The sequence below is a fragment of the Pseudomonas sp. MBLB4136 genome (assembly GCF_051904765.1).
Classification (GTDB): Bacteria; Pseudomonadota; Gammaproteobacteria; order Pseudomonadales; family Pseudomonadaceae; genus Aquipseudomonas.
The window spans coordinates 721446-744987 of sequence record NZ_CP196713.1; the positions used below are offsets into that span (position 1 = coordinate 721446).

Consider the following 23542-nt stretch of genomic DNA (forward strand, 5'->3'; position numbering starts at 1 on the left):
GCCGCCTAGCTGTCCTGCGCCGCCTTGCACGCCTCATAGGCCGGCGCCGCATAGATGCCCACTTCCACCGCCAGTTCCATCACCCGTGGCAGGTCGGTGCTGTACACCAGCACGGCCTGCAATTCGTCATCCAGCGGTTCGCTGAAGTCGAGCAGGACGTAGCCCCGGGTCTCCGGTGACAGGCTGGATAGCTGCACCTGGATGCGGTTGAGCGCCTTGAGCGGTTCGACCTTCTGCAGCTGCTTGGGCTTGAGCACGAAGTTCACGCTGGGGCCGAAGGAGTCGGTGATCTGCTGGAACAGCTGGTCGTAGCTGTCGGCCTGGAACAGCACGGTGTCCGGCAGGCTGCCGACCACCACCCATTCGCCGAGCGGGATGGGGAAGTTGTCGTCGTAGTTGATGTCCGGGTTGGCGGCGAGGAAGGCCTGCGGGTCGGCATAGGCCTGGGCGGCCTCGGCGGCGATGCGGGCGATGTCCTCGGCCAGCATGCAGCCCGAGCTTATCTTGCCGATCAGTTCTTCGAGTTGCGCTTGCATGCTGTGGGTCCTGGGGCGATGGAGAAGGGCGCCAAGGATAGCCGAAATCGCCCAGGCCGCGGCGCCGCCTCAGGCCCTTGGCGACGGCGGTTGCGCGCTGCCCTCGGTTGCTTCGGCCGCCGCTGCGTCGGGCTCGTCGTCGTTCGGCATCGACTCCATCAGCACCGAGCCCACCGCCAGGGGCGCCTGCATCTGGAAGTGGGTGGGCGTCTCGCTGGTGGCGGGGAAGGGGTCGGTGATGCGCTTGTAGACGGCGTGGGTGACCATCAGGCTGGCCATCACCGCCAGGCTCCAGAAGAAGCTGGCCGGACCCCATTGCTCCATGGTCAGGGAGACCATGAACGGGCCGATGCTGGCGCCGACGCTGCCCAGCAGCAACAGGGTGCTGCTGGCGCCGGTGGCTTGGTCGGCCTCCAGCTGGTCGTTGGTCAGCGCCAGGTACAGGGCCAGCAGGGGGAAGCAGCTGCCGCCGAACAGCAAGGCCAGCAGCAGGTGGCTGTGGTTAGCGGCGAAGCCGACCAGGGCGCTGGCCGCGGCGAACAGCACGGCGGCCGCGGCGGCCGCAGCGATCACCGTGCGCCGGTCCATGCTGTCGGACAGCCGGCCCAGCGGCCACTGCAGCAACATGCCGCCGACCACCAGCAGGGCCATGAACAGCGAGATGTCGCTGACCTGCATGCCCAGCCGGCTGGCGTACACCGAGCCCATGCCCAGGACCATGGCGTAGCAGGCGTTGATCAGGAAGGAACCGACCAGGCCGGTCGGCGCCAGGCGATACAGGGTGGCGATGCTCACCGGGCGGGCGGCCGCGAACGAGGGCATCGGCGTGGCGGTGATCAGGATCGGAATCGCCGCCAGGCTGATGAGGATGGAGATCAGGGTGAACAGCTCGAAGCTGGCCGGGTCGGAGATGTTCAGCAGGAACTGCCCGCCCGACAGGCCGGCGAGCATGGTGATCATGTACAGCGACAGCAGCTGGCCGCGGGTGCGGTTGTCGGCGGCCTGGTTCAGCCAGCTCTCGGCGACCACGTAGATGGCCGACACCGAGAAGCCGGTGAGCAGGCGCATGACGCCCCAGACCCAGGGGTCGACCCACAGCGAATGGATCAGGATGGTCATGGAGGCCAGGGCGGTCAGCGCGGCGAAGGCGCGCACGTGGCCGACCCGCTGGATGATCGCCGGGGCGCGCAGCGAGCCGAGCAGGAAGCCGGCGTAGTAGCCGGACATCAGCAGGCCGGTGACGCGGGTGTCGAAGCCTTCCAGCTCGGCGCGAATGCCCAGCAGGGTGTTCTGCGCGCCGATGCACAGGCCGATGATGCCCAGGCCGAAGAACAAGGGCCAGACGGCCCGCACTGTCTGCTGAAACATGCTCACCACCGTGTTCGCGCAGCCGCGTCTTGCGACCCGGGCCGGCACCGGCAAAACGTGGCCAGGCCGTGAAAAATGGCTGGCCGAGGGCAGCGCGCCGCGCCTCGGCCCAGAAATGCAAAAGCGGGCGGGACAGCCAAACTGTCCCGCCCGCCGGTCTGACGCCTGAGTTTAGCTAGGCAGGAACTCCTTGGCCCAGCCCAGGCTGGCGATGTTGCGCTCGAGCATCGATTCGATCTCGCTCGAGCTGTAGCCGGCATCGGCCAGCACTTCGCGGGTCGAGTGGCCCCAGCGCTCCGGCAGGCTGACCGCCTTGATGCTGGCCTCGCTCGGGCGGATCGCCAGGTGGTCGATCTGGGTCAGGCAGTGGCCGCTCGGGTGGTTGCGGTGGATCGAGAAGGCGAAGCTGCCCTTGTCGATGCCCACGGTGCCATCGCCTTCGCGGCTGTACTGCTCGCGCAGCGACTCGATCGACTGCGGAACCGCGGCGGCGATATCGGCCGCCTGCAGCTTCTCCGCCCAGTAGGCGGCCGGTGCGGCCTGCAGGGCGTTCTTCAGGAACGCACCGACATCGGCCGCGGCGCTGATGCCGGCCAGGCCCTCGACCTGCTCCAGCTTCGGCAGTTCGGCTTGCTTGGAGTCGAGGTAGATCCAGCCCTCGGAGGTCTTGTAGAAGTGCGACAGGGCGTGGTGGCCCAGCACTTCGCGACCGGACGGCTCGTTGAAGGGCGCGCGCCCCTCGTAATCGAAGGCGAAGGTGATCTGCGCCAGGTTGGTGACCGCCGACAGCGAGGTGCGCGAGCGGCTCGGCTGGCCGGTCTTCAGCTTGTGGTAGATCGACACCGCCATGCCCAGGCCGGCGGCGAAGCCGCAGTTGACGTCCAGGGTGCCGAGGTGGGCGTGCTCCTCCGGGGTCTCCGGGCCACCGAAGCGGCTCATGATGCCGCTGTGCGCCTGGATGATGTCGTCGTAGCCGATGTAGTTGGTCTTCGGACCTGGCAGCGGGCCGCCGAGGCAGTCGAGGCGGCAGAACAGCACGCCCGGTTTGACCGCCTGCAGGCTGTCGTGGTCCAGGCCCAGGGGCTTGAGCTGACGCTCGGGGGCGTTGATCACCACCATGTCCACCGAGCGCACCAGGCGGTTGAACACCTCGCGGCCTTCCTCGCTCATGATGTCGACCAGGGCGCTCTGCTTGCCCATGCTGGTCTGGAAGCTGAACAGGGTGCCGATCAGCGGATCGTACAGCGGCTTGACCGGGTCGAGCTTGATCACCTCGGCGCCGAAGCGGGCGAGGAAGGCGGTGGAGTGCGGGCCGGCGATCACGTTGGTCAGGTCGAGGATGCGCAGGCCGTCGAGCCAGCCGGCGTTCGAGGCGGGGGCGATGGCGGCGCCGACCGGACGGGTCACCACCTCGGCGGCGGCCACTTCGCTCAGCTCGGCCAGGGCCTGCTCGAAGCTGACATTCTTGCGTGGCCGCGGGCTGACCATCTGCCCGGCGCACTCTTCCAGCCAGGCGAACGGGCCGGGCTGCTTCATCAGGCCGTACTCGGGGTCGTTGACCTCGACGATCAGCCCGGCGGCGTTGGTGTGCTCGTGGTTGACCCACTCCTGGGTGGTGCGGTGCGGCGCGCCGGGGATCTGGCCTTCGCCGAAGATCTTCGCCCACTCCTCGGAGGTCTTGGTCAGGAAGGCCTTCTTCATCTTCGCCGAGATGTGGTCGGCCCATTTCTTCGGCAGCGGGTAGACGCCGATGGAGGTCTCGCCGTCCCACTCGCTGATCGGCGCGTGCAGGTCGTTGACTTCCGGCAGGCCTTCGGCGACCAGCTCGTCGTAGATGCCCAGCACGGTCAGGGCGCGCTTGGCGTGGTTGCGGTGCGACGGGCAGACGCAATAGAACATGCGGCCGTCGGCGCACTTGTAGGTGCGGTAGAAGGGGTCCAGGTATTCCTGCAGGTCGTCGTAGCTCAGGTCCATCGCGATGTTGTTGGCCTTGCGGTACTCGATCTCCTTCTCGCGCATGGTCTTGTAGCGCTCGGGCAGGCCTTCGATGACGTAGGAGTTGTACGACAGGCCTTCCATCAGCGCGGAGATCACCGGCACTTCGATGGCGTCGCCACGGCCGGTGCGCTCACGGGCCTGCAGGGCCAGGGCGACGGAGGCGGCAGCCAGGGCGGTGGCGTAGGCGGAGCCCAGCGGCAGCGGCGAGAAGCTCGGGTTCAGGCCCAGCAGCACGCGGTTGAAGCCCATGTCGGTGAAGGCACCAGCGGTCGCCGCGACCACGGCCTCGGTGGCCTTCCACTCGCGGCGCAGTTCGTCGTTGCTGGCGAAGCCGGGGATGGACAGGGTGATCAGCTCCGGACGGGCTTCACGCAGCTTGGCGAAGTCGATGCCCAGCTCCTGCATGACGCCGGGACGGAAGCTCTCGATGACGATGTCGGCCTTGTCGATCAGGGCCATGGCCTGGGCGCGTCCGGCATCGGACTTGAGGTCCAGGCGCAGGCAGCTCTTGTTGCGGTTCAGCACGGCATTGGCCGGGTGGTCCCACTGCGGGCCCTGCGGCGGATCGATGTGCACCACGGTGGCGCCCAGGTCGGCGAGGGTCATGGCCACGGCCGGGCCGGCGATCTGCTGGCCGAAGTCGACGACGCGGACACCATTTAAAGGCAATTGATTGTTGTTGTTCATTTCAATTTATCCCTCGAGGAACGATCCAGCCTGCTGCTGCAAATCAGGCAAGTTGGTTGTTTTATTAATAAGTTGGCGAACTGCCACCAAGCTTTCCGGTTTGTCATCGAGCACGAGAGACTCGTTTTCGATGCGCTGTGGTTCGAGCGAGGCCGGCAATAACCTGGGCATCAATATCGATGGGCAGTTGTGCCCGTTATTGCCGCGCCGTTCAGTTCCCGAACCGGCCTGTTCTGCTTGTCGCCTCTATCGCTGGCGGCAATAGGTGCGTTCGGCAGGTGCTTGGTCTGCTTCGGTGAGGCGGATATTAGGAATGAAGAATTGCGCTAACCAGCAATAAAAAATGGACCTAAGGCGGGGTTTTGCTTATGGGTGCATAAGCGCGTGACCTGGCGGTCACTCGAGCGCCCGAGGTGCTGTCAATGCGACCTATGTCGTCGGCCGCCGCTGCCGTCCATGAGGTAGTTTGCTAATGGATCCATAAAAAAAAACGGCTCATAGGCCGCTATTTTTTTGCTTTTCAGCGCTTTTCATCTTCATAACAATAGATTTCGTATCGATATCGCGGGATCGCCAGGCCGGGATCGAGCGCTGAGGGCCGCTATCCGTGAGCGTCTGAGCGAGGGGGAAAGGCAGGGCAGTGGCGAAGTTTGAGAGTGCCGGGCGTTGTGTTACCAGCGCCGGCAGTTCCGCCGCGAATCGATAAGCAAGTCGCCTTTCGCCTGCTGGAATAGTGGCGGTGCTTTATTACCAGTGGCGTGATGGCACTTTAGCAAGTACGGCGAAATCGGCCCTTATCGACAGCTTATTTGCGTCACCCGCGTCGACTTAGCTGCGCGGTCGACATCAACAGAACAATAACGCCTGGGACTATTCAGTCCGAGTTTCCAGGCCCAGTTACTCGGAAATAATGGAGTCGTCATGGCTACTCAAGTGATCCTTCCCCGCATCATGCAGATTGGCGAGAACGCCAGTCAGGATATTCCGCTGGTGATGACCAACCTGGGCTGCAAGCGGCCGCTGATCATCACCGACAAGATGATGGTCAAGCTGGGTTACGCCGCCACCATCCAGGAGCGCCTGGCGGCCCACGACATCACCGCCGAAGTGTTCGACGAGACGGTGCCGGAGCCGACCGTGGCGTCGATCCAGGCCGGCGTAGAGAAGGCGCGCAACGGCGACTACGACTGCATCATCGCCCTCGGCGGCGGCAGCCCGATCGACAGCGCCAAGGCCATCGCCATCCTCGCCAAGCACGGCGGCGAGATGCGCGACTACAAATTCCCGCGCATCGTCGTCGAGTCCGGCCTGCCGATCATCGCGGTGCCGACCACCGCCGGCACTGGCTCGGAAGTCACCCGGGTGACCATCATCTCCGACGAGAAGACCGACGAGAAAATGCTCTGCGTGGGCATCGGCTTCATGCCGGTGGCGGCGCTGATCGACTTCAGCCTGACCCTCAGCCTGCCGTCGCGCATCACCGCCGACACCGGCATCGACGCGCTGACCCACGCCATGGAGGCCTACGTCAGCAAGAAGGCCAGCCTGTACAGCGACAGCCAGGCCCTGGAGGCCATGCGCCTGATCGCGCCGAACCTGCGCCGCGCCTACCACGACGGCGCGGACAAGGCCGCCCGCGAGGCCATGATGCTCGGCTCGACCCTGGCCGGCGTGGCGTTCTCCAACGCCTCGGTGGCGCTGGTGCACGGCATGAGCCGACCGATCGGCGCACACTTCCATGTGCCTCACGGCCTGTCCAACGCCATGCTGCTGCCGACCGTCACCGAGTACTCCATCCCGGCCGCCGCCGCGCGTTACGCCGACTGCGCCCGCGCCATGGGCGTGGCCAGTGCCCAGGACAGCGACGAGGTGGCCAACGACAAGCTGCTCGCCGAGCTGCGCGCCCTCAACGACGAGCTGCAGGTGCCCACGCCCGAGCAGTTCGGCATCGATCGTCAGCACTTCTTCGACCAGCTGCAGGTCATGGCCGAGCAGGCCCTGGCCTCCGGCTCGCCGAACAACAACCCGCGCGTGCCGAGCGCCGAAGAGATCATCGAGCTCTACAAGAAGCTCTGGTAAGCCCACGTCTATCAGCCATTAGCGGTGGCGAGCCAGCCGCCTCAACCCCTTATCGAGGAACAGTTGCGATGAACACAGTAGGACACCTGATCAACGGCCAAGTCATCAGCGACGCCGCGCGCCTGCAGGATGTTTACAACCCCTCCACCGGCGAGGTCAGCAAGCAGGTTGCCTTGGCGTCCAAGGCCACCGTCGAGCAGGCCATCGCCGCCGCCGAGGCGGCCTTCCCGGAATGGCGCAACACCCCGCCGATCAAGCGTGCGCGGGTGATGTTCCGCTTCAAGGAGCTGCTCGAGCAGAACGCCGAGCGCATCGCCCAGATGATCGGCGAGGAGCACGGCAAGATCGCCCACGATGCCCTCGGCGAGCTGCAGCGCGGCATCGAGAACGTCGAGTATGCCTGCGGCGCCCCCGAGCTGCTCAAGGGCGAGCACAGCAAGAACGTCGGCCCGAACATCGACTCCTGGAGCGAGTTCCAGCCCCTGGGCGTAGTCGCCGGCATCACTCCGTTCAACTTCCCGGCGATGGTGCCGCTGTGGATGTTCCCCATGGCCATCGTCTGCGGCAACTGCTTCATCCTCAAGCCGTCCGAGCGTGACCCCAGCTCCACCCTGTTCATCGCCCAGCTGCTGCAGGAAGCCGGCTTGCCGGATGGCGTGATGAACGTGGTCAACGGCGACAAGGAAGCGGTCGACGTGCTGCTCAGCGACGAACGCATCCAGGCCGTCAGCTTCGTCGGCTCGACGCCGATCGCCGAGTACATCTACAAGACCGCCAACGCCAACGGCAAGCGCTGCCAGGCCCTGGGCGGGGCGAAGAACCACGCCATCGTGATGCCCGACGCGGACATGGACAACGCCGTCAACCAATTGCTCGGCGCGGCCTTCGGCTCCTCCGGCGAGCGCTGCATGGCGCTGTCGGTGGCCGTTGCGGTGGGTGACGCGGCCGCCGATGCGCTGGTCGAGAAGATGCAGGCCGCCATGCAGTCGCTGAAGGTCGGCGCCTACTCGGACAAGAGCAACGACTTCGGCCCGGTGATCACCAAGGCCCATCAGCAGAAGGTGGTCGGCTACATCAATAGCGCCGAGGAGCAGGGCGCCAAGGTGGTGGTCGACGGCCGCAATCCGCAGGTCGAAGGGCACGAGAACGGCTTCTTCGTCGGCGGCACGCTGATCGACAACGTCAATCCGGAGATGCTCAGCTACAAGGAAGAGATCTTCGGCCCGGTGCTGCAGGTGGTGCGCGTCAACAGCATGCAGGAGGCGATGGACCTGATCGATGCCCACGAGTACGGCAACGGCACCTGCATCTTCACCCGTGATGGCGAGGCGGCGCGCTACTTCTCCGACAACATCAAGGTCGGCATGGTCGGCATCAACGTGCCGCTGCCGGTGCCGGTGGCCTACCACAGCTTCGGCGGCTGGAAGCGCTCGCTGTTCGGTGACCTGCATGCCTACGGCCCGGACGCCGTGCGCTTCTACACCAAGCGCAAGACCATCACCCAGCGCTGGCCGTCGGCCGGGGTGCGCGAGGGTGTGTCCTTCTCCATGCCGACCATGAAATAAGCGGCCGCCAGCTCGGGGCAGCCTGCGCCTTGCGCAGGCCGGAGGCCACGCCCACGCAAGGGGGCGTGGCCTCGGTCGTTTATGCCCAGGGATCGCCCGCTGTACAGGGGGAAATGAACGAATGACTACGACGACGCGGGAGAAAGGCTCCTCGATCAGCCGGGTGCTGGAGATCATCGAGGCGGTCTCCAAGGCCGAGCGGCCGATGTCGCCGGCCGACCTCGCCTACCAGCTGGATATCCCCAAGCCGAGCATCCATCGCCTGCTCAGCCAGCTCGAAGGCGACGGCTACCTGCAGATCAACATGCGCGGGCTCATCGTACCCGGCGACCGCATGCACGACATCGCCCTCGGCGTGCTGCATAGCGGGCGCTTCAAGGCGCCGCGCCAGGCCATCCTCAAGCGCCTGACCGCGGAGATCGGCGAGACCTGCGGCATTGCCATTCCCAATGGCACCGAGATGATCTACTACGACCGGGTGCAGACCGACCGGCCGCTGCAGGTGTACCTGCCGGTGGGCAGCCATACGCCGATCTGGTGCACCGCCAGCGGCAAGCTGTACCTAAGCTCGCTGCCCCGGGAGCGGCGCCTGCGCATCATCAATAACCTGCCGCTGCAGCGTTTCGCCCGCAACACCCTGACTAGCGCCGCGGAGCTGGAAGCCGCCTTGCTCAAGACCCGGGATGACGAGCTGGGCACCGATGACGAGGAGTTCGTCGATGGCCTGGCGGCCTGCGCGGTGCCGATCCGCGGTCGCGATGGTCGCTTGTTCGCCTGTCTGTTCGCCCATGCGCCGCTTATACGCAAGAGCCTGGACGAGCTGCTGACATATACTCCGTTGTTACGCGAGGCGGCCGGGGAGTTGGGTCAGCTGATCAATGACACGGAGGTTGTCAGGGACTGAATTCGAGCGTGAGCGATGAAGAAGAGGCTTCCCCCACTGAACTGGCTGCGGTCGTTCGAGGCGTCCGCCCGCCACCTGAACTTCACCCAGGCGGCCACCGAGCTGAACCTGACCCAGGCGGCGATCAGCCAGCAGGTCAAGGGCCTGGAGTCGCAGCTCGGCGTCAGCCTGTTCAAGCGCCTGCCGCGCGGCCTGGAGCTGACCGAGGCGGGCCAGGCCTACATGCCGGTGGTGCACGAGGCGGTCGAACGCCTGGCCGCGGCCACCGACGAACTGTTCGGCCAGGGGCGCAAGCGCCTGCTCACCGTGCGGGTCAATCTGGTGTTCTTCACCACCTGGCTGGCCCCGCGGCTGGCGCGTTTTCGTGAGCGTCACCCGGATGTCGGCCTGCGCTTCACCAGCAATATCTGGCTGGACGAGCGGGAGAAGGAGGCGGACATGGAGATCCGCTACGGCCAGGGCGTCTGGGCGGGCTACAAGGCCAGCCGGCTGACCTGGGACGAGCTGTTTCCGGTGTGCAGCCCGCGGCTCAACAACGGCGAGGCGCCGCCCGCGTCCCCCGAGGCCCTGGCCGATCACACCCTGCTGCATGTGATCGGCTACGAGGAGGGCTGGGGTTACTGGCTCAACCAGACTGGCTTCCTCCACGTCGATCCGTCCCAGGGCATGCAGTTCGATACCCTGATCACCGCCCTGGAGATGGCCACCCTCGGCCATGGCCTGGCGCTGGGGCGCACCTCCCTGGTGGCGGGGATGATCGACAGCGGGCGTCTGCTGGCGCCGTTCGAGCAGCGGATTGCCACCTCCGAGGCGTTCTACCTGGCCTGCCCGGCGCACCAGTACATGTCGCCCCAGGCCGAGGCCTTCTGGTCATGGCTGGAGGAGGAGGCGGAGCTCGCCCGCGATCCACTGCGCCACTGAGCCGCCGGGCACCGTCTAGCGCAATTGCGCCTCGGCCAGGGTGCGGCAGCGCGGAATGCCGGCGGCGTCCCAGTGCCGCGCGGCCCATTCCAGCAACTGCGCCGGGCGCGCCTCGGCGAGTTCGTCGGGGACCTTCTGCCCCAGGGCATGCAGGGCGCGCAGCAGCAGCGGCGCGGCCTGGTCGGCGGGCAGCGGCGGCGAGCGGTAGGACTTGCCCAGCTTGTGGCCGTCGGGCTGGATGATCAGCGGCACGTGCAGGTAACGCGGCTGGGCCGCGCCGAGCAGCTCCTGCAGATAGAGCTGGCGCGGGGTGGAGTCGAGCAGGTCGGCGCCGCGTACCACGTCCGTGACCCCCTGCCAGGCGTCGTCGAGCACCACCGCCAGCTGGTAGGCGTACAGGCCGTCGCGGCGACGAATGACGAAGTCGCCCACCTCGCGGCCCAGGTGCTGGCGATACTCGCCCTGCACGCGGTCGTTGAAGCCGTAGCTCAAATCCGGCACGCGCAGGCGGATTGCCGCGTTATCGGGCGCGTGGCCGGCATCGCGGCAGAACCCCGGATAGATACCGTGATAGCCCTCCAGCTGCTTGCGCGAGCAGGTGCAGGCATAGGCCAGGCCGCTGTCCAGCAGGCGCTCGATCAGGGCCTGGTAGTCGGCATGCCGCGCGCTCTGGCGCACCAGCTCGCCGTCCCAGTACAGGCCGTAGCTCTCCAGGGTGCGCAGGATCGCGTCCTGGGCGCCGGGCACCTCGCGCGGTGGGTCGAGGTCCTCCATGCGCAGCAGCCAGCGACCGCCGACGGCGCGCGCATCCAGGTAGGACGCCAGGGCGGCGACCAGGGAACCGAAGTGCAGATAGCCACTGGGGGTGGGGGCGAATCGACCGATGTAGCGGGGAGCGTTCATGCGGGCGGGCTGCAGGGTTGGGCGCGGGAGAGCGTGGGGCGGGGTGTGCGGGCGCGGGGCAGAAACAACGCGGGGCGCCTCAGCGCCCCGTGATCAGATCAGGAACCGATCTGCTTTTCCTTGATTTCCGCCAGGGTCTTGCAGTCAATGCACAGGGTGGCGGTGGGGCGGGCTTCCAGGCGGCGGATGCCGATCTCGACACCGCAGGAATCGCACCAGCCGTACTCGTTCTCTTCGATCAGCTCGAGGGTCTCGTCGATCTTCTTGATCAGCTTGCGCTCGCGGTCGCGGGCACGCAGTTCCAGGCTGAATTCTTCTTCCTGGCTGGCGCGGTCGGCCGGGTCGGGGAAGTTGGCCGCTTCGTCCTGCATGTGATGCACGGTACGATCGACTTCCTGCATCAGTTCCAGCTTCCACTTGTTGAGGATGCCGGTAAAGTGGGCGCGCATCGGCTCGCTCATGTACTCCTCACCCTTGCTCTCTTGGTAGGGTTCGAAGCCACGAATCAGTTGGCTGCTCTTTGCTTTTGCTTTGATGGGCATGGATGACCGCCTCTCACTCTCTCTAATCCACTGCGCAGGAGTGGTGTCCCTTTGCCGATTTCGCATCGGCCCTGCGGCTGCAAGCGGGCGAACTTACCAGAACGATTGAAGCCGCGCCACTCCCGGTTGTCGAGGTTGCTGCCGTTTCGCCGGACGCTTGGTTAGAATCCGCCTTTCAACCTCTTTCAAGGCAGGTCCATGGCCCAGTCATACAGTGCGCGCAGCCGTGCCATCGAACCCTTCCACGTCATGGCCTTGCTCGCCCGCGCCAATCAGTTGCAGGCCGATGGCCACGACGTGATCCATCTGGAGATCGGCGAGCCGGATTTCACCACCGCCGCGCCCGTCGTCGCCGCCGGCCAGGCCGCGCTGGCTGCCGGGCATACCCGCTACACCGCGGCGCGGGGCATCCCGGCGTTGCGCGAGGCGATTGCCGGCTTCTACGCACAACGCTATCGGTTGAGCATAGACCCTGAGCGGATTTTGATTACCCCGGGGGGCTCCGGCGCCCTGCTGCTGGCCAGCAGCCTGCTGGTCGACCCGGGCAAGCACTGGCTGCTGGCCGACCCGGGGTACCCCTGCAACCGCCACTTCCTGCGCCTGATCGAAGGCGCCGCGCAGCTGGTGCCGGTGGGCCCCGAGGTGCGCTACCAGCTGACGCCCGAGCTGGTCGACCGGCACTGGGATCGCGACAGCGTCGGCGCCCTGGTCGCCTCGCCGGCCAATCCGACCGGCACCCTGCTGCCGCGCGAAGAGCTGGCCGCGCTGTCCCAGGCGCTCAAGGCGCATGGCGGTCATCTGGTGGTCGACGAGATCTACCACGGCCTGACCTACGGCGTGGACGCGGCCAGCGTGCTGGAGGTGGACGACGAGGCCTTCGTGCTCAACAGCTTCTCCAAGTATTTCGGCATGACCGGCTGGCGCCTCGGCTGGCTGGTGGCGCCGCCGGCGGCAGTGCCGGAGCTGGAGAAACTGGCGCAGAACCTCTATATCAGCGCGCCGAGCATGGCCCAGCACGCAGCCCTGGCCTGTTTCGAGCCGCAGACCCTGGAGATCTGCGAGCAGCGCCGCCACGAGTTCCAGCGGCGCCGCGACTTCCTCCTGCCGGCCCTGCGCGAGCTGGGCTTCAGGATCGCGGTGGAGCCGGAAGGCGCCTTCTATCTATATGCCGACATCAGCGCCTTCGGCGGCGACGCCTTCGCCTTCTGCCAGCACTTCCTGGAGACCGAGCATGTGGCCTTCACCCCGGGGCTGGACTTCGGTCGTCATCTGGCCGGCCAGCATGTGCGCTTCGCCTACACCCAGGACCTGCCGCGGCTGCAGCAGGCGGTCGAGCGCATCGCCCATGGCCTGAAGAGCTGGCGCCCCGATGCGCTTTGACGCGCCGCTGCAGCAGGGCCGCCTGCTGCGCCGCTACAAGCGCTTTCTCGCCGATATCGAGACGGCGAGCGGCGAGCAACTGTGCATCCACTGCCCCAATACCGGCTCGATGCTCAACTGCATGAGCGAGGGCGCGCGGGTCTGGTTCAGTCGCTCGAGCGACCCCAAGCGCAAGCTGCCGGGCACCTGGGAAATCGGCGAGACGCCCCATGGACGCCTGGCGGTGATCAATACGGCGCGGGCCAACGCCCTGGTGGAGGAGGCGCTGCGGGCCGGGCTGATCGCCGAGCTGGCCGGCTTCACCGAACTGAAGCGCGAGGTGCCCTATGGCCGGGAGCGCAGCCGCATCGATTTTCGCCTGGATTACCCGGGCGGGCCGGCGTTTGTCGAGGTCAAGAGCGTGACCCTGGGCTTCGCCGATTCGGCCGTGGCGGCCTTCCCCGATGCGCGCACCGAACGCGGCGCCAAGCACCTGCGCGAGCTGGCGGCGCTGGCCCGCGATGGCGTGCGCGCGGTGCAGCTGTATTGCGTCAACCTGAGCGGGATCGAGGCGGTGCGCCCGGCCGAGGAGATCGACCCGGCCTATGCCGCGGCCCTGCGCGAGGCCATCGCCGCCGGGGTCGGGGTGCTGGCCTATGGCGCCGACATCGGCCCCGAGGAAATTCGCCTGGTGCGCAGGCTCGAGGTGCAAGGCTAGGGCACGCCATGCCCACCGCTGGGTAGGCGCCATGGCCACGAACGCCGGTGCGCACGGCGCACCCTACGTGGCATGGACATCCCAACCGATGGGCTGCGGGCTACGCTGGGCCCTGATTAGTAGGGTGCGCCATGCGCACCGATAGATAGACGCAATGGCCTCGAGCGTCGGTGCGCGCGGCGCACCCTACGCGGCGTGGGGGCTAGGACTGGAGCCAGATTCCCTCGGCGTCTTCCACGCAGGTGAGCGCCTCGAGCGCCTGTCCGGCGCAGGGGCCGGCGACGCACTCGCCCGATTCGATGAGAAACAGCGCGCCATGGGTGGCGCACTGGATCAGGCTGGCGCTGGCGTCGAGGAACTGGTCGGGCAGCCATTCCAGGGGAATGCCACGGTGCGGGCAGCGGTTGGCGTAGACGAACACCTGGCCAGCCTTGCGCACGGCCAGCAGCTTGCGCCCCGCCACTTCAAAGCCCCGGCTCTGGCCCTCGGCCAGCTCGTGCGGGGCGCATAAACGCGTCATCGGATTCTCCACGGCAGGCGGGCATTATGCCGTGCCGCGCCCGCTTGCCAAGCGCCGGGCGACGGAGCCGCCGTGATCGGGCTGGCGGCCAGCTCCCCAGCCTTTTATCCTGCCAGCCAACTTCCGGCCGCCAGGTCCGTCCACGCCATGCATCCTGTCATTCAACCGCGCGCGCTGTTTCTCGCGCTGGGCCTGCTGCTGTTGCTCGCCCTCTGGCTGTCCCTGGCCCTGGGGCCGGTCAGTCTGCCGCTGCAGGACACGCTGCGGGCGGCCCTGCGCCTGGTCGGCCTGCCGCTGGGCGGTGCCGAGCTGCAGCAGGCCGAACTGATCCTCGGCCAGATCCGCCTGCCGCGCACCCTACTAGGGCTGGCGGTGGGCGCGGTGCTGGCGCTGACCGGGGTGGCCATGCAGGGGCTGTTCCGCAATCCACTGGCCGATCCGGGGCTGATCGGCGTGTCCGGCGGCGCCGCGCTGGGGGCGGCTGTCGCCATTGTCGGCGGGGCGGCGTTCGGTGGCCTGCCCGCCGGCTTCGAGCCCTACCTGCTGTCGGCCTGCGCCTTCGGCGGCGGGCTGACGGTGACCAGCCTGGTCTATCGCCTGGGCCGCCGCGACGGCCAGACCGACGTGGCGACCATGCTGCTCGCCGGCATCGCCCTGACCGCCCTGGCCGGTGCGGCGATCGGCCTGTTCACCTACTTGGCCGACGACGCCACCCTGCGCAGCCTGACCTTCTGGAACCTCGGCAGCCTCAACGGCGCCAGTTATTCGCGGCTGTGGCCGCTGCTGCTGATCACCCTCGGCGTGGCGCTGTGGCTGCCGCGCCGGGCGCGGGCGCTGAACGCCCTGCTGCTCGGCGAGTCGGAGGCGCGCCACCTGGGCTTCGATGTCGAACGGCTGAAGCGCGAGCTGGTGCTGTGCACCGCCCTGGGAGTGGGGGCGGCCGTGGCGGCGGCGGGGATGATCGGCTTCGTCGGCCTGGTGGTGCCGCATCTGGTGCGCCTGCTCACCGGCCCGGATCACCGCCTGTTGCTACCGGCCGCGATGCTCGCCGGCGCCGCCTTGTTGCTGCTCGCCGACCTGGCCGCGCGGCTGCTGCTGGCACCCGCCGAACTGCCCATCGGCATCGTCACGGCGCTGCTCGGTGCGCCCTTCTTCCTCTATCTGCTGATACGGGGGCGAGCCTGATGCTGCAGGCGCAAGACCTGGCCGTTCGCCGTGGCCACAACAGGGTGTTGGCGGACATCGACCTGCAACTGCGTCCGGGCGAGCTGCTCGGCGTGCTCGGGCCGAACGGCGCCGGCAAGAGCACCCTGCTCGGCGCCCTGGCCGGCGAGCTGCCGGCGGCCCACGGTCAGGTGCTGCTGGACGGGCGCCCGCTCGCCGACTGGCCCGGGCCGGAGCGGGCGCGGCGCCTGGCGGTGCTGCCGCAGAGTTCGACGCTGAACTTCGCCTTTCGCGTCGAGGAAGTCGTGGCCATGGGCCGGCTGCCTCACGCCAGTGGCCGGCGGCGCGATGCCGAAATAGTCGCCGAGGCCCTGCAGGCGGCGGACGCCGCCCACCTGGGCGGGCGTAGCTACCTGCAGCTGTCCGGCGGCGAACGCCAGCGCGTGCACCTGGCGCGGGTGCTGGCCCAGCTGTGGCCGGGCGGGGCGGGGCAGAGCCTGCTGCTGGACGAGCCGACCTCGATGCTCGACCCGCTGCACCAGCACATCACCCTGCAGGCCACCCGACGCTTCGCCGAGCAGGGCGCCGCGGTGCTGGTGGTCCTGCATGATCTCAACCTGGCGGCGCGCTACTGCGATCGCCTGCTGCTGCTCGCGGACGGCCGCCCCCATGTGCTGGGCACGCCCGACCACGTGCTGCGTGCCGAGCCGCTGCGCGCGGTGTTCGGCCTGGAGGTGCTGGTGCAGCGCCACCCCGAGCGCGGCCACCCCCTGATAGTCGCCCGCTGAGGAGTCACGCATGCGCCTGCTACTTATCGCGTTGGTGCTGCTGCTCGCCGGCTGCCAGGCCGCCTTGCCGCCGCTGCCGGCCTGGCAGAGCCCCGAGGGGCGCCAGCACGCGCAGCTGGGGCAGATCGTCGAGCTGGCCAGCGGCCGGCGCCTGAGCCCGACGCAGCTGGTCGAGCGCCTGGCCGCGGCGCCACGGGTGCTGATCGGCGAGCGGCACGACAACCCGGATCATCACGCCCTGCAACTGTGGCTGCTCGAAGCCCTGGCGGCGCGGCGCGCCCAGGGCAGCCTGCTGCTGGAGATGCTCGGTCCGGACCAGCTGGAGCGGGTCGAGGCGACGCGCCGGCGCCTGGCCGGCGGCCAGGCGGTGACCGACCTGCCCGCCGCCCTGGCCTGGCAGCCGGGCTGGGACTGGGCGCTGTACGGACCGATCATGCGCCATGCCCTGACCCAGCCTTATCCGACGTTGCCGGCCAACCTGGGGCGTGACGAAGTCATGCAGGTCTATCGCCAGCCGCCACCGCTGGCCGGCAAGGCCTCTAGCGCGCCGAAGGTGCGCACGGCGCTGCTGGCGCAGATCCGCGATGCCCATTGCGACCAGCTGCCGCAGAGCCAGCTGCCGGCCATGCTCGCCGTGCAGCAGCAGCGCGACCGGCGCATGGCCGAGGCGCTGTTGGCCGCGCCGCAGCCGAGCCTGCTGCTGGCCGGCGCCTATCACGTGCGCCGCGACCTGGGCGTGCCCCTGCACCTGGCCGACCTGGGCGCCACGCAGGACACCGGCGTGCTGCTGCTGGCCGAGGTCGGTAGCCGGGTCGCGGCCGGGCAGGCCGACTATGTCTGGTACACCCCGGCGCAGGCGGAACAGGATCATTGCGCGCGCATCCGTCAGGCGGCGGATCGCTGAGATTCGTCCACACTAGTCTCAGGAGGTGTGGACCATGGCCGATCAGACCCGGCGGACCCAGCGGCTGGTGGCGCTCTTTGCGCTGGGCTGGCTGCTGTTCAGCTACCCGCTGCTCGCGCTGTTCAACGTCGACGGCACGCTGCTGGGCATTCCGTTGCTCTATGCCTACCTGTTCCTGGCCTGGGCCGCACTGATCGGGCTGATGATCCTGGTCATCGAACGCTCGGGCTGAGAGGGGGCACGGCCGATGCTGCATGGCGGCGTGATCCTGCTGGCCTCCTGCGCCTACCTGGGGATTCTCTTCGCCATCGCCTACTGGGGCGACAAGCGTGCCGACGCCGGCCGCTCGATCATCGCCAACCCCTATATCTACGCCCTGTCGATGGCGGTCTACGCCACCTCCTGGACCTTCTATGGCAGCGTCGGTCGCGCCGCGGCCAGCGGCGTCGGCTTCCTGCCCATCTACCTCGGGCCGACCCTGATGGCGGCGCTGTTCTGGCTGGTGCTGCGCAAGATGATCCGCATCAGCAAGGCCAACCGCATCACCTCGATCGCCGACTTCATCGCCGCGCGCTACGGCAAGAGCGCCCTGCTCGGTGGCCTGGTGACGCTGATCGCGGTGGTCGGGGTGATTCCCTATATCGCCCTGCAGTTGAAGGCGGTGTCGACCAGCTTTCTCATCCTCCTGCAGTACCCGCAGATCGTCATGCCGGCGCAGCAGGCCAGCGCCGGCCTGCTGCAGGACACCGCGCTCTATGCGGCGCTGCTGCTGGCGGCCTTCACCATCGTCTTCGGTACCCGTCACCTCGATACCACCGAGCGCCACGAGGGCATGGTGGCGGCGATCGCCTTCGAGTCGCTGGTCAAGCTGCTGGCCTTTCTCGCCGTGGGCATCTTCGTCACCTTCGGCCTCTACCACGGCTTCGCCGACCTGTTCGAGCAGGCGCGGCGCCTGCCGCAGGTGAGCGGCCTGCTGACCCTCGGCGGTGCGGCCGGCAGCTTCGGCTCCTGGGCCTCGCTGATCCTGCTGTCGATGCTGTCGATCCTGTTCCTGCCGCGGCAGTTCCAGATCGGCGTGGTGGAGAACGTCAACGAGCAGCACCTGGCCAAGGCGATCTGGCTGTTCCCCCTGTACCTGCTGGCGATCAATGTCTTCGTCCTGCCGATCACCTTCGCCGGCCTGATGCACTTCGCCCCGGGCCAGGTCGACGCCGACACCTTCGTGCTCACCCTGCCCATGGCCCTGGGCCATGAGGCCTTGGCCCTGCTGGTATTTATCGGCGGCCTGTCGGCGGCCACCGGCATGGTCATAGTCGAGAGCATCGCCCTGTCGACCATGATCTGTAACGACCTGGTGATGCCGCTGCTGCTGCGCTGGCGGGCTCTGGGCCTGGCGCGGCGCAGCGACCTGTCCGGATTGCTGCTGGGCATCCGCCGCGGCGCCATCGTGCTGCTGCTGTTGCTCGGCTACGTCTACTACCGCGCCGCCGGCGAGGCCTACGCGCTGGTGTCGATCGGCCTGGTGTCCTTCGCCGCGATGGCCCAGTTCGCCCCGGCGATGCTCGGCGGCATGTACTGGAAGCAGGGTACCCGCGCCGGCGCCCTCTGCGGCCTGCTGCTGGGCTTCGCGCTGTGGCTCTACACCCTGCTGCTGCCGGCGTTCGCCAAGTCCGGCTGGCTGCCGCTGTCGTTCATCGAGCAGGGGCCGCTGGCCATCGCCTGGCTCAAGCCGCTGGCGCTGTTCGGCCTGAGCGGCCTGGACGAGATCAGCCACGCGCTGTTCTGGAGCCTCACCGCCAACCTCGGCGGCTATGTCGCGGTGTCGCTGCTGGGCCGGCAGAGCGCCCGTGAACACGCCCAGGCGCTGCTGTTCGTCGACGCCTTCAAGGTCGCCGGGCGCGGCTCCAGCCTGTGGCGCGGCAAGGCCTCGGTGGCGGAGATCAGCGTCCTGGTCGGCCGCTTCCTCGGCCCGCAGCGCGCCGCCGCAGCCTTCGCCGGGCACGCGGCGCGGCGCGGACTGCGCTCCAGCGAGGAGCTCGAGGCGGACGCCGAGCTGGTGCATTTCGCCGAGCAGCAGCTGGCCGGCGCCATAGGCGCCGCCTCGGCGCGGGTGATGCTGGCCTCGGTGGTGGAAGAGGAGCCGCTGGGCATGGACGAAGTGCTCGGCATCCTCGACGAAGCCTCCCAGGTGCTCGCCTACAGCCGCCGCCTGGAGCAGCAGTCCCGCGAGCTGGAGGCGGCCACCGGCGAGCTGCGCGCGGCCAATGCGCGGCTGCAGGAACTCGACCGCCTGAAGGATGACTTCATCTCCACCGTGACCCACGAGTTGCGCACGCCACTGACCTCCATCCGCGCCTTCTCCGAGATACTCAACGACAATCCCGAGCTGGAGGCGCAGCAGCGCGCCCGCTTCATCGCCATCATCGTCAAGGAGAGCGAGCGCCTGACCCGGTTGATCAACCAGGTGCTGGACCTGGCCAAGCTGGAGTCGGGCCGGGCCGAGTGGCACGCGAGCGCCGTCGACCTCGGGCAGGTGATCGAGGACGCCGTGGCCACCACCAGCCAGCTGCTCAGCGACAAGGGGATCAGCCTCGGCCTCGACCTGCCGGCGCGGGTCGCGCCGGTGCAGGCCGACCGCGACCGCCTACTGCAGGTGCTGCTCAATTTGATCTCCAACGCGGTCAAGTTCTGCGCCGCCGAGGACGGGCGCATCGACATCGTCCTGCGCGAACTGCCCGAGGCGCTGCGGGTGGAGGTGCGCGACAACGGCGCCGGCGTCGACCCGGGCGATCAGGAGGCGATCTTCGAGAAGTTCCGCCAGGCCGGCGACCACCTCACCGAGAAACCCCAGGGCACCGGCCTGGGCCTGCCGATCAGCCGGCAGATCATCGAGCACTTCGGCGGCCGCCTGTGGGTGGACAGCGCGCGCGGGCAGGGCGCCTGCTTTTCTTTTACCCTTCCCTTAGGGGGCGACGGCGAGACGCCGGCCCCTGACCGCAAGACGGAGGAGCAAGCATGAGCCGTACCGTGTTGATCGCCGACGACGAGCCGAACATCGTCATCTCCCTGGAGTTTCTCCTGCAGCAGGAGGGCTATCGGGTGCAGGTGGCGCACGACGGCCAGGAGGCCTGGGAGGCGATCCAGCGTCAGCCGCCGGACCTGGTGCTGCTCGATGTGATGATGCCGCGGCTGAGCGGCTTCGATGTCTGCCAGAAGATCCGCGAGAACCCGGCCTGGCAGCAGCTGCCCATCGTCATGCTGACCGCCAAGGGCCGCGAGGTGGAGGTCAGCAAGGGCCTGGCACTGGGCGCCGACGCCTATATCAGCAAGCCGTTTTCCACCCAGGAACTGCTGGCCCAGGTGCGCGCGCTGCTCGGGGACGCCTAGGCCATGCGCCCGCGGCTCAGGTTCGTCGCCTGGCTGGCCGGGCTGGGGCTGCTGCTGGGCGCCTTGCTCGGCTTGGCCGGCGCGGCGCTGTGGCTCGACCTGGATGCGACGGAGCGGGCCGCGCTGCTGGCGCTGCCCGAGGGGCGCGGCGCCTTGCTGGTGGTGCTTGGGGGGCTGCTGCTGGTGCCCTTCGCCGTGCTCCTGCGAATCGGCCTGGCGGGCTATCCGGAGGCGGCGGCGCGCCTGGTCGAGGAGGTCGACATCATCCGCCGGGTCAACAGCGGCCATCGCCTCAAGCCCGCGGGAGCCCGGCCGATGCGTCGCCTGGCCCGCGCGCTGAATGCCTTCGCCGAGGCCCATGGCGCCCTGCAGCAGGAGGTCAAGCAGCGCATCGACGAGGCCAACGCCCATCTGGAGCAGGAAAAGAATCGCCTGGCCGCGCTGATGTCGGAGCTCGCCCAGAGCGTGCTGGTGTGTAACCGCGAGGGGCGCATCCTGCTCTACAACAGCAGCGCCAGCCTGCTCCTGGAGCCGGGCGCCGCGGAGGCGGTCGGCACGCCGGTCGGCCTGGGGCGCTCGATCTTCGCCATCCTCGACCAGCGGCTGATCGTCCACGCCCTGGAACGCCTGCGTCAGCGCCTGGCGCAGCACAGCCCGCGGCCGGTAGCCAATTTCGTCACGGCGCGCGGCGCCCATCTGCTGCGCGCGCAGATGGTGCCGCTGCAGGATGCCCGGGGCGAGCTGATCGGCTTCGTGCTGATTCTCGAGGACATCACCCGCTCGGTGGAGCTCAACAGCCGTCGTGACGCCCTACTGCTGCAGCTCACCGAGGGCAGCCGCGCCGCCCTGGGCAATATCCGCGCCGCCGCCGAGACGGTGCAGCAGTACCCGCAGATGGACGCCGAGCAACGCCAGCGTTTCGGCGCGGTGATTCTGGATGAGGCGCAACGCCTGTCCCAGCAGCTGCAGCAGACCCTGGCCCGGCATGCCGACATCCTCAGGCCGCAGTGGCCGCTGGAGGACATGCTGGCCAGCGACCTGCTGCTGGCGCTGCAACGCAACTTCGCCACGGTACTGGGGGTCACCGCGCACTACGGCGGCGATGATCGACCGCTGTGGCTGAGCCTGGACAGCTATTCCCTGGTGCAGGCCATGACCCAGCTGATGGGCGCGCTGGCGAACGCCTGCGGGGTGCGTGAGGTCGAGCTGGAACTGGCCGGCGAGGCCGGCTTCGCCCGCCTGGGGCTGCGCTGGAACGGCGCCGGTCTGGAGCCGGAAGTGCTGCACGAGTGGGAGGAGCGGCCGTTCAGCCTGGGCGGCGACGACCCCGGCGCCTCGACCCTGCGCGAGGTGCTGGAGCGCCACGGCGGCGAGCTCTGGTGCCAGACCGACCACGCCGCCGGCGTCGGCCGCCTGTGTCTGCAGTTGCCGATCATCGAGCCGCAGTCGCAGCCGGCGCAGTCGTCGCCGGCCCACGGGCGCCCGGTGTACTACGACTTCGACCTGTTCAGCCAGCCGGGGCAGACGCCGGAGCTGGATGAGCGGCCCCTGAGCGAACTGGCCTACACCGTGTTCGACACCGAGACCACCGGCCTGGCGCCGTCCGAGGGCGACGAGATCATCTCCATCGGCGCGGTGCGCATGGTCAATGGCCGGCTGCTCAAGCAGGAGTGCTTCGAGCAGTTGATCGACCCCCATCGCTCGATCCCGCGGGAATCGCAGCAGGTGCATGGCCTGACCCCGGAGCTGCTGGCCGGCCAGCCCGGTATCGCCCAGGTGCTGCCGCTGTTCCAGCGCTTTGCCGAAGACACGGTGCTGGTCGCGCACAACGCCGCGTTCGACATGCGTTTCCTGCAGCTCAAGGAGGAGCAGACGGGCGTGCGCTTCATCCAGCCGGTGCTCGACACCTTGCTGCTGTCGGCCCTGGTCCATCCCGGGCACAACCCCGACGAGCACCGTCTCGAGCAGATCGCCGCGCGCCTCGGTGTACAGGTGATCGGCCGGCATACCGCCCTGGGCGATGCCATGGTCACCGGCGAGGTGTTCCTGCGCCTGCTGCCGTTGCTCGCCGAGCGCGGCATCCACACCCTGCGCCAGGCCCGCGAGGCTTCGCAGAAGACCTTCTACGCCAAGCTCGAGTATTGAGCTTCGGCGCACGCCGAAAACAGCCGGGCAAAAAAAAGACCCGGCATGTGCCGGGTCAATAACCGTGATTAGCCTGATGAGGAGATAATCTGAAGAGTCCGACTGCCGGGCCCTAGAGCTTATCGGCTGATCTCGCGACCAGTTGAGTGAATAATAACAATTCTCATTTCGATGTCAACGCTCTTTCGCGAGAAATTCTGCGCGGCTGTGTGTGTTGGCGCGGGGGCTGTTTCTAGAGCGCGATCGGCGGCAGGCGCAGCTGGGTGATTTCCTTGTTCATCAGGTCGATGCGCCTGGCCATGCTTTCGATCAGGCTATGGGCGATCCGCGGGTTGCTCTGCATCAGGCTGAGGAACTGGTCCTTGGGGATCACCATCACCGTGCAGGGCTCGGTTGCCAGCACTGTGGCGCTGCGCTTCTCCCGGGTGAACACGGCCATGGCGCCGAAGATCTCGTCCTTTTGCACGTCACCAACCTTGTGTCCGTCGACGAAGGCCTCGGCATGGCCCTCGATGATGATGAACACGTGATCGGCGGCGTCGCCCTGGTGAATCAGTTCTTCGCCGGCGGCAAAGTGCTGGAAGCCGGTCGAGGTGCGCAGCTCCGGCTGCTTGAGGCGCGCCAGGGCATCGGAGAGCAGCGCGGTATGGCCGACCAGGTACTGGATGAACAGTTCCTGGCGCTGCTCGCTGGCGTAGATGTGCTTGAACACCTCGCCGCGGGAATAGGGCAGCAGGCTGAGGGGCTCTTCGCTGCGGTAGCGGCAGCTGGGCAGGTCGATGCCCTGGCGCAGGCCGACCAGGTCGCCCTCCTGCAGGTAGAACAGCGGGCGTTCATCGACCAAGGCGTGCAGCAGGCCATCCTCGATGATGAACAGCTGGTTGCTCGGCAGCTCCGGCGCCAGGTCGTCCACCTGCTCCAGCAGCAACGCTGGGCCACAGGGTTCCAGTCCGTCCAGCAGCTGGGCGGGGATGCTCTGCAGTCGACTGATCAGCTGGTCGGCGTAAGCCGGTTGCTCCCCGAGTAAATACATGGGCGTAATTCCTTGAACGGA

At 67.9% G+C, this 23542-nt stretch carries 20 protein-coding genes; 13 read left to right on the forward strand and 7 right to left on the reverse strand.

Annotation, left to right across the window (positions count from 1 at the left end):
• Positions 1-5: 5 nt before the first annotated feature.
• The 3 genes from ACSX1D_RS03140 to ACSX1D_RS03150 all read right to left on the reverse strand — a co-directional run bounded on the left by ACSX1D_RS03140 (position 6) and on the right by ACSX1D_RS03150 (position 4589).
• Entirely contained in the window at positions 6-536 is a 531-nt protein-coding gene (locus tag ACSX1D_RS03140) for a hypothetical protein (RefSeq protein ID WP_439860939.1), read from the reverse strand.
• Positions 537-605: 69 nt separating this feature from the next.
• Positions 606-1904: an MFS transporter gene (locus ACSX1D_RS03145; RefSeq protein ID WP_439860940.1), complete on the reverse strand. Its 1299-nt coding sequence runs from the start codon at positions 1902-1904 to the stop codon at positions 606-608.
• A 171-nt stretch (positions 1905-2075) separates the two neighbouring features.
• Complete coding sequence (locus ACSX1D_RS03150; RefSeq protein ID WP_439860941.1) at positions 2076-4589, reverse strand: CoA transferase; 2514 nt, start codon at positions 4587-4589, stop codon at positions 2076-2078.
• Positions 4590-5510: 921 nt separating this feature from the next.
• Here ACSX1D_RS03150 and ACSX1D_RS03155 point away from each other — a divergent pair.
• The 4 genes from ACSX1D_RS03155 to gcvA all read left to right on the forward strand — a co-directional run bounded on the left by ACSX1D_RS03155 (position 5511) and on the right by gcvA (position 10058).
• Positions 5511-6668, forward strand: a complete 1158-nt coding sequence (locus ACSX1D_RS03155) for an iron-containing alcohol dehydrogenase (protein WP_439860942.1) — start codon at positions 5511-5513, stop codon at positions 6666-6668.
• 68 nt (positions 6669-6736) lie between these two features.
• Positions 6737-8233 carry a CoA-acylating methylmalonate-semialdehyde dehydrogenase gene (locus tag ACSX1D_RS03160; protein WP_439860943.1) on the forward strand — a complete coding sequence of 499 codons (1497 nt, stop codon included), beginning with the start codon at positions 6737-6739 and terminating at the stop codon, positions 8231-8233.
• A gap of 121 nt (positions 8234-8354) precedes the next feature.
• Complete coding sequence (locus ACSX1D_RS03165) at positions 8355-9137, forward strand: IclR family transcriptional regulator (protein WP_439860944.1); 783 nt, start codon at positions 8355-8357, stop codon at positions 9135-9137.
• 15 nt (positions 9138-9152) lie between these two features.
• The gene (gcvA, locus tag ACSX1D_RS03170) at positions 9153-10058 is read left to right on the forward strand and encodes a transcriptional regulator GcvA (RefSeq protein ID WP_439860945.1); all 906 of its coding nucleotides are present in this window, start codon (positions 9153-9155) and stop codon (positions 10056-10058) included.
• 15 nt (positions 10059-10073) lie between these two features.
• On the opposite strand, the gene gluQRS is transcribed toward gcvA, so the two are convergent.
• Positions 10074-10961, reverse strand: coding sequence for a tRNA glutamyl-Q(34) synthetase GluQRS (gluQRS, locus tag ACSX1D_RS03175; protein ID WP_439860946.1), 888 nt, complete (start codon positions 10959-10961; stop codon positions 10074-10076).
• 98 nt (positions 10962-11059) lie between these two features.
• Complete coding sequence (gene dksA / locus ACSX1D_RS03180) at positions 11060-11503, reverse strand: RNA polymerase-binding protein DksA (RefSeq protein WP_208708357.1); 444 nt, start codon at positions 11501-11503, stop codon at positions 11060-11062.
• Positions 11504-11701: 198 nt separating this feature from the next.
• Between dksA and ACSX1D_RS03185 the strand changes: the two genes are divergently transcribed.
• Together ACSX1D_RS03185 and sfsA are read left to right on the forward strand one after the other, a co-directional pair.
• Complete coding sequence (locus ACSX1D_RS03185) at positions 11702-12883, forward strand: pyridoxal phosphate-dependent aminotransferase (RefSeq protein WP_439860947.1); 1182 nt, start codon at positions 11702-11704, stop codon at positions 12881-12883.
• Positions 12873-13580 (forward strand): DNA/RNA nuclease SfsA, encoded by a 708-nt coding sequence (gene sfsA, locus ACSX1D_RS03190; RefSeq protein WP_439860948.1) that lies wholly within the window; start codon positions 12873-12875, stop codon positions 13578-13580. Before ACSX1D_RS03185 ends, sfsA begins: the two co-directional genes overlap by 11 nt.
• Before the next feature lie 202 nt (positions 13581-13782).
• Here the strand turns inward: sfsA and ACSX1D_RS03195 are convergent, their stop codons facing one another.
• A complete protein-coding gene (locus ACSX1D_RS03195) occupies positions 13783-14100 on the reverse strand; it encodes a Rieske (2Fe-2S) protein (protein ID WP_208708360.1) in 318 nt (105 codons plus the stop codon).
• A 201-nt stretch (positions 14101-14301) separates the two neighbouring features.
• Between ACSX1D_RS03195 and ACSX1D_RS03200 the strand changes: the two genes are divergently transcribed.
• The 7 genes from ACSX1D_RS03200 to ACSX1D_RS03230 are packed head-to-tail and all read left to right on the forward strand — an operon-like array spanning position 14302 to position 22488.
• Positions 14302-15285, forward strand: coding sequence for a FecCD family ABC transporter permease (locus tag ACSX1D_RS03200; RefSeq protein ID WP_439862261.1), 984 nt, complete (start codon positions 14302-14304; stop codon positions 15283-15285).
• The gene (locus ACSX1D_RS03205; protein ID WP_439860949.1) at positions 15285-16052 is read left to right on the forward strand and encodes a heme ABC transporter ATP-binding protein; all 768 of its coding nucleotides are present in this window, start codon (positions 15285-15287) and stop codon (positions 16050-16052) included. The genes ACSX1D_RS03200 and ACSX1D_RS03205 overlap by 1 nt, the downstream gene beginning before the upstream one ends.
• Positions 16053-16062: 10 nt before the next feature.
• Positions 16063-16956, forward strand: coding sequence for a ChaN family lipoprotein (locus ACSX1D_RS03210; RefSeq protein ID WP_439860950.1), 894 nt, complete (start codon positions 16063-16065; stop codon positions 16954-16956).
• A 34-nt stretch (positions 16957-16990) separates the two neighbouring features.
• Complete coding sequence (locus tag ACSX1D_RS03215; RefSeq protein ID WP_208708363.1) at positions 16991-17188, forward strand: hypothetical protein; 198 nt, start codon at positions 16991-16993, stop codon at positions 17186-17188.
• 15 nt (positions 17189-17203) lie between these two features.
• A complete protein-coding gene (locus ACSX1D_RS03220) occupies positions 17204-19975 on the forward strand; it encodes an ATP-binding protein (RefSeq protein WP_439860951.1) in 2772 nt (923 codons plus the stop codon).
• A complete protein-coding gene (locus ACSX1D_RS03225) occupies positions 19972-20343 on the forward strand; it encodes a response regulator transcription factor (protein WP_208708365.1) in 372 nt (123 codons plus the stop codon). Before ACSX1D_RS03220 ends, ACSX1D_RS03225 begins: the two co-directional genes overlap by 4 nt.
• A gap of 3 nt (positions 20344-20346) precedes the next feature.
• Positions 20347-22488 carry an exonuclease domain-containing protein gene (locus ACSX1D_RS03230; RefSeq protein WP_439860952.1) on the forward strand — a complete coding sequence of 714 codons (2142 nt, stop codon included), beginning with the start codon at positions 20347-20349 and terminating at the stop codon, positions 22486-22488.
• Positions 22489-22720: 232 nt separating this feature from the next.
• Here the strand turns inward: ACSX1D_RS03230 and ACSX1D_RS03235 are convergent, their stop codons facing one another.
• Positions 22721-23521 (reverse strand): Crp/Fnr family transcriptional regulator, encoded by an 801-nt coding sequence (locus tag ACSX1D_RS03235; protein ID WP_439860953.1) that lies wholly within the window; start codon positions 23519-23521, stop codon positions 22721-22723.
• Between the last annotated feature and the right edge of the window lie 21 nt (positions 23522-23542).